General features: G+C 66.1%; 6 protein-coding genes. All 6 read right to left on the bottom strand.

Features of this window, described 5'->3' with window-relative positions; genetic code table 11:
* Window positions 1-793, bottom strand: a 793-nt coding sequence (locus D6682_08325; protein RMH49902.1) for a hypothetical protein, incomplete at its 3' end; no start/stop codon positions are given.
* A 2-nt stretch (window positions 794-795) separates the two neighbouring features.
* Window positions 796-3096: a hypothetical protein gene (locus D6682_08320; GenBank protein RMH49901.1), complete on the bottom strand. Its 2301-nt coding sequence runs from the start codon at window positions 3094-3096 to the stop codon at window positions 796-798.
* A gap of 33 nt (window positions 3097-3129) precedes the next feature.
* Window positions 3130-3918: an outer membrane lipoprotein-sorting protein gene (locus tag D6682_08315; GenBank protein ID RMH49900.1), complete on the bottom strand. Its 789-nt coding sequence runs from the start codon at window positions 3916-3918 to the stop codon at window positions 3130-3132.
* 54 nt (window positions 3919-3972) lie between these two features.
* On the bottom strand, window positions 3973-4542 hold the full coding sequence (locus D6682_08310) for a TetR/AcrR family transcriptional regulator (protein RMH49899.1): 570 nt from the start codon (window positions 4540-4542) through the stop codon (window positions 3973-3975).
* Between the two features lie 345 nt (window positions 4543-4887).
* Window positions 4888-6015, bottom strand: coding sequence for a 3-dehydroquinate synthase (locus D6682_08305; GenBank protein ID RMH49898.1), 1128 nt, complete (start codon window positions 6013-6015; stop codon window positions 4888-4890).
* 56 nt (window positions 6016-6071) lie between these two features.
* Window positions 6072-6443, bottom strand: a 372-nt coding sequence (locus tag D6682_08300) for a hydrogenase (protein RMH49897.1), incomplete at its 5' end; no start/stop codon positions are given.

Below are 6443 nucleotides of genomic sequence, written 5' to 3'. Positions count from 1 at the left end.
GTTGAAGCTGCATCACCCCGCCGCTGATGCTGCGCAACGCGTTGGGGGTATCCTTCCAGCCGTAGAAATAGTTGAGCGACAGATCCCAGCCGTGGATGTCGTTGCCGCGCCAGACCAGTCCCAGCTCGGTGTCGGCCGGCGACCAGTTGGGCTGCCGCGGCGCCAGCCACTGCAGTGCGCGCACGCCGGGCGGCAGCGGCGGAGTGGCCACGGCCCAGCGGCTTCCTGTGGGGGCGGCGCGCGCCGGCTTGGCGTCGGGGACGACGAGCAGCTCGATCTCCTGCTCAATCTCGCTGTCGGGGTAGTAGTTGAGCCGGGCGGCGGTCACCCCGATGCGGGCGTCGAGGAAGTCGTCGAGGATGAACTCGCGCAGATCCAGCGGGTTGACGATATCGAGCATGCGCAGCCCGTCGGTCTTGCCCCAGACCACCTGCTGCCGGCCGAGCCTGAAATCGAAGGCATCGCCTTCGTGCAGCAGATAGGCCTCTTTGATCTCGGTGGCCGTGCGGTAGTGGCGCTTGATGCCGCCGGTCAGATCCGGCGCGCGTGTGGGCTCGACATCCATCGCGGCGTCGTACCAGACGAGTCCCCGACCGCGAAATTGCCAGTCGCCGAATTCCGCCTCGGGCTTCAGCTCCAGGCGGTTCTGGATCTTGTCCCACCGCTTTTCGCCGGATACGAAGTAGGCCGACTCGTTCTTGAGCGCGCCGTGCAGCAGCCAGGAGGCGCCGGCAGCCGACGACGGGGCGGAGAGCAGGAGCAGCGCACCGACCAGGGCGGCGGTCGGGCGCACGGCTATCGGCTTGACGCGGGGTCGGCCGCCTCCCGGCGCAACAGCACCGGGAAGAGGTAGCAGCTGGCCAGGTAGCAGAGGATCATCGAGCCGGCGACCAGCGCCCCCAGCTTCACCTGCGGGTAGAGCGGCGCGGTGAGCAGCACCAGAAAGCCGCCGACCACCACCAGCGCGTTGAACAGCAGCGCCCGGCCGGTGTCGTCGTTGGCGTGGAAGACGATCTCGCGCCAGGGCATGCCGCGCCGCTGGTAGTCGCGGAAGCGGTAGAGGTAGTGGATGGCGAAATCGACACCGATGCCCAGCGCCATCGCGCCGGTCACCGCGGTGCCGATCTCCAGCGGCAGGCCGACCAGCCCCATGATGCCGTAGATCACCACCACGGCGATCGACACCGGCAGCATGGCCAGCAGCGCGTCGCCGACGCGGCGGAACATGACGTAGCAGAGCAGGAAGATGGCCAAAAGCGCCAGCAGCAGCGATTCGATCTGCCCCTTGATCACCAGGTCGGAGAAGGTGTCGGTGGTGTAGGCGGTGCCGGCGAACTTGATGCGGCTGCCGGGGAACCATTCGGGGGCGTGTCGCTCAATGGCGTCGATCAGCCGCACCGCATCGGCGCTGTTGTCCGACTTCATCTGGATGCGGATGTGGGCGCGGCGGTAGTCGGAGGTGACCATCGAATCGAAGTCGTCCGGCGCGCCGGAGAAGGAGTAGAGCAGCATGTACTGGGCGGCCAGCCGGGCGTTGTCCGGCGTGGTCTTGAAGCGGGGATCTCCGCCGTGCATCACCTTGTTCATCTCCGCCAGGAACTCGGCGACGGAGGTGGAGTCCCCCACCACCGGGTCGCGCTCGACCAGTGCCTGCAACCGGGCCATGCCGGCGAGGAAGGCCGGCTGCAGCACGCCGTCCTCCCGCCCGGAGTCGATCATCAGATCGAGCGAGTTGGTGCCGGCGAAGTGGCGGTTGATCATGGCGTCGGTCTGGCGCAGCGGATCGGAGGGGCGGAACTCGGAGATCAGCGAGGAGTTGACGTGAATCCGGCTCAGCCCGTAGCCGGAGAGCAGCAACAAAAGGGCGAAGAGCGCGGCGATGCGGCGCGGATGCTCCACCACGGTGCGGCTCATCCAGCGCAGATAGCCGGAGAAGGCCATCGCATCGAGCGGCCGCTCCCGACCGGGCAGCACCGCCTCGACGGCCGGGATGAAGAGGATGGTGATGACAAATGCGTAGAGGATGCCGATGGCCGCGAAGATGCCGAAATAGCGCATCGGCAACAGCTGCGAGGTGAGCATGGCGAGGAAGCCGGCGGCGGTGGTCAGCGTGGTCATCAGGATCGGCATCCACATGCCGGCCATGCCGCGCACGATCACCTCCGACCGGTCGGCGGTGGGATCACGCGCCGCCTCCACCCGGATGTGGGTCAGCAGGTGGACCGAATCGGCGATGCCGATGGCCAGGATCAGGATCGGCAACAGCGTGGTGACGGTGTAGATCGGCACGCCGACCGCCGCCATGGTGCCCAGCATCCACAGCTCGGAGAGGACCACGACGGTGAGCGGGATCAGCACCCCGCGCAGGTTGCGGAAGGCGGCGAAGAGCAGCAGCGCGAGCAGCCCCAGCACCAGCGGCTGCATCTTCTGCATGCTCTGCGGCATGTAGACGCCAAACACCCCCTCGACGATCGGCCGGCCGGTGATGTAGATCCGCTCCGGGCCGCCGCGGGCGCGGATCTCCGCCACCTTCTTCCGGATCAGTTGGTAGATCTCGTAATAGTGGCCGACCATCTCCGGCGCCGGCCGCACCACGATCAGCGTCCCCTTGCCGTCCGCGCTGACGATGGAGCCCATGTAGATGCCGTTGTCGCGCAGCCGCCGGCGCAGATGGTCGATCGCCTCCTTCGTCGTCGCCGGGCGCTCCATGAAGCGCTCCACCTCCATGCCGCCCGCCGTGCCGCGGATATCCTTGATGGTGGCAAGGCTCATCAGGTCGGACAGCGCGATGGTGCGGAACTCCTTGCGCGTGCGCAGCCACTGGGTCAGCTCATCGACCAGCTTGAGGGTATGGGGGTTGTAGATGCCGTCGGCACCCGGATTCTCGATGCCGATCACCACCATGTCGGCGGAGGCGAAGCGCCGCTCCAGCTCCTTCTTGTTGATGTAGGCCTCCATGGTCTTGGGCAACATCTCCTCGATGTTGGTCTCCATGGTCAGCCGAGGCAGCTGGGAGACGAAGCCCATGGTGGCCAGCGCGAGCAGCGCCAGCACCGGCCATGCGTGGCGGACGATGCGTTGGAAGAGCGGCTTCATCGGCGCATCCTCATCGACGGCTTCGCCACCGGATCAACGATACCCCCGCTTGAGGGTGCGCTGGGTGAACAGGCGATTCTTCAGCCCGCTGTTGTAGTGCTGATCGGAGAACTCCAGTACCGTCTTGTGGCCGCTCTGGCTGTTGTCCATCTCGATCTTCAGCGGCGTCCAGATCCCCTGGATCTGCACCAGCTTGAGCACGCGCATCCGCTTGAGCGGCGCACCCGCGCGGTCCCAATAGTCGACGCGCAAGGGGAAGTCGTTGTCCTTGCGCACATACTGCACCATGCGCGAATAGCCGAGCATGCGCATCACATCGTCGGAGACCGGCCGCCCCTCCACCTTCCAACAGTCGTGGCCGTCGATGGTCTCAGAGCCGAGCAACTTCCAGTGGTAGTCGGAGAGCTCCGGCGTCTGCTTCATGTCCTCGAAGGTGAAGTCGGTGCCCATGAAGTAGTCGCCGCGATCGGCCGCCGAGATGCGGCGCACCCGCTGCAGTGCCGGCAGGTAGAGCCACTGGTCGTCGTCCTTGTCTGGATCGTCGTAGTCGAAGGTGAGCAGCGCGGTGTCGCGGATGTTGGCCGGCTCGGTGAAGAAGAGGATCATCTTCTTGTCTTTGCCGTAGTCCTTGCGAAAGCTGACCATGTGGCGCACGCGGCGGTTGCCGTTGCGGTCGATCAGGGTCTGGGTCATCGTCTGCTTGAGATCGTCGCCGTCCTCGCGGTTGTCCACCGCCTGCATGACCTCCAGCCCCGAAGGTGGCGCATCCGCCGCGGCAGCCGGCTGCGCGGCAGCGGCCAGCAGCAAGATCGATAGCAACATCCCCGTTCGTCTGGTCATTTCAGCCTCCAACAATCGATGTATCCACCAGACACCTCACGCATGCAACCCCCGGTAGAAGAGGCCGATCAGCCGGTCGAGATCCTCCTGCAGCACGGCCAACGGCGTCTCGCGCAGGGTGACGGGATGGTTGTAACGCAGCATGGCATGGTGGATGTCGCCTGCGGTACGCGCCGGATCGGTGCAGGAAAACCGCCCCTGGGCCACCCCTCGTTCGAGGATGACACGGAGCGCATCGATCACCCGCCGGTCGAAGGCGTTGAGCACATCGCGGTGGCGCGCATCGACCAGCGCGACCAGATCGGGCAGATGGCGGGCGGAGGCGAAGCGGGCGTGGGCGAAGCGCAGCCGCTGCTGCGCAAAGGCGCGCAGGGCGTCGAGCGCGTCGTCGCACGCCTCGGCGGCGGCGATGCCGATCCGCAGCCGCTCGGTCAGGTAGCGCTCCATGCAGGCGACGACGATCGCCTCCTTGCTGGTGAAGTGGCGGTAGAGATTGCCCACGCTCATCGCGCAGTCGGCGGCGATCTCCGCCATGGTGCTCTTCTTCGGCCCGTATTCGAAGAAGCGGCGCTCGGCCGCCTGCAGGATGGCATCCACGGAATCCATGCGCGCAGCCTAGCGACCGGCTAGTGAATATCAAATCATATCATTCATTGTTCACTCGAAGAAGCCGGCGGCCAGGGACACCAGCGGGGTCGGACCAAGCCAATATACTGTTATAAAAAGAAGATCAGCAGAAAACGGGCCGCAAAACGGGCTTAGAGGGCCCTTTTTGACCCCAAAAACGATCCTCTAAGCATCGCTGTGGAAGGGCACCCGGCGTTAGCAGCTGCTTTTTGCCGGCAAAAAAGGCAACCTAAGCCCAAAAAACGCCTGTTTTCGACCTTAAAATCGCGACATATCAGCATGTTGCCTTGGTCCGACCCCAATGATGATGATGAATGATGCAGATCATTCCCGATAGTCCGACAGCAGCGATTCGATCTCCTCGGGGCCGATCCGATCGACCAGTTGCGCCGCGCCGATGCGGTTGAGCAACACCAACCGCAACCGCTCCCCCAGGTTCTTCTTGTCGTGGCCGATGGCATCAAGCCAACGCTCCGGCGCGAAGGACGGCACATCGACCGGCAGCCGGGCCGCGCGCAGCATGGCCACCACCGCCTCCTCCAGCCCGGCCTGCGCCATGCCGCACCGCTCGGAGAGCCGGGCGGCCATGCGCATGCCGATCGCCACCGCCTCCCCGTGCAGGTAGCGTCGATAGCCGGTCATCGCCTCGATGGCGTGGCCGAAGGTGTGGCCGAGGTTGAGCAGCGCCCGCTCACCCGCCTCGCGCTCGTCGCGCACCACCACCTCCGCCTTGTGGCGGCAGGAGGTGTGGATCACCTCGGCGACCGCCTGCCCATCGAGCCGGTGCAGCTGCGGCATCAACTCCTCCAGCCGATGGAAGAAGGCGGCATCGCGGATCAGCCCGTACTTGATCACCTCGGCCAGCCCCGCGCGGTATTGCCGCACATCGAGGGTGGCAAGCACCGTCGGATCGATCCACACCAGCCGCGGCTGGTAGAAGGCGCCGATCATATTCTTGCCCAGCGGATGGTTGACCGCCGTCTTGCCGCCAACGCTGGAGTCGACCTGCGACAGCAGCGTGGTCGGCACCTGCACCAGCGGCACGCCGCGCCGGTAGCAGGCGGCGGCGAAACCTGCCATGTCCCCGACCACCCCGCCGCCCAGCGCCACCACCGGCTCGTTGCGCGCCAGCTTGTGTTCCATCAGGCAATCGAGGATCCGCGACCAGTTCTCCACCGTCTTGGCCGACTCCCCCTCCGGCAGCACCAGCCCATGGCTGCGCCAGCCCGCCTGAGCCAGCGACTGCCGGGCCTGCTCCAGATAGAGATCGGCCACCACCCGGTCGCTGACCACCAGTGCCCGTCCGGGCGCCCCCAGCACCTGCGTCATACCGGCGCCGAGGCGATCGAGCGCGCCCGGCTCGATGACGATGTCGTAAGCGCGCGCACCGAGCTCCACCCGATATCTGCGCCCTCCCGCCTGCTGTTTCCGCCCCTTCGCTACAGCCGCCATGCGAGCCACCCTAGCCTGATCCGCCGGCGAACGCAGCAGTCGCCCCCATCGACCCCCTACGCGCCTTGTGCGGTACCATCCTGCCCCTCAATCGCCGCCAGGATCCCCTGAATCAGATCGACCGGGGTGGGCGGGCAGCCGTGGATCACCGCATCGACCGGGATGATGTCGGCCACCGCTCCGGCGATGGCATAGTTGTTCCGACCGAAGAGGCCGCAGTCGGCGGCGCAGTCGCCCATCGCCACCACCAGCCCCGGCCGGGGCATCGCCTCGTAGGTCATCTCCAGCGCCTTTTTCATGTTGATGCCCACCGGCCCGGTGACCAGCAGCATGTCGGCGAAGCGGGGGCTGGCCGTGAAGTGGATGCCGAAGCGCTCGATGTCGTAGAAGGGGTTGCCCGCGGCATGCATCTCCAGCTCGCAGCCGTT

This window comes from Zetaproteobacteria bacterium, from assembly GCA_003696765.1.
Taxonomy (GTDB): Bacteria; Pseudomonadota; Zetaproteobacteria; order Mariprofundales; family J009; genus RFFX01.
This window is presented reverse-complemented; position numbering and strand designations above follow the sequence as displayed.

Bases quoted from the DNA above. Each gene is read 5' to 3' on its own strand.
- D6682_08320 (RMH49901.1), bottom strand. From the start codon at position 3,096: ATGAAGCCGCTCTTCCAACGCATCGTCCGCCACGCATGGCCGGTGCTG.
- D6682_08310 (RMH49899.1), bottom strand. From the start codon at position 4,542: ATGGATTCCGTGGATGCCATCCTGCAGGCGGCCGAGCGCCGCTTCTTC.
- D6682_08305 (RMH49898.1), bottom strand. From the start codon at position 6,015: ATGGCGGCTGTAGCGAAGGGGCGGAAACAGCAGGCGGGAGGGCGCAGA.
- D6682_08315 (RMH49900.1), bottom strand. From the start codon at position 3,918: ATGTTGCTATCGATCTTGCTGCTGGCCGCTGCCGCGCAGCCGGCTGCC.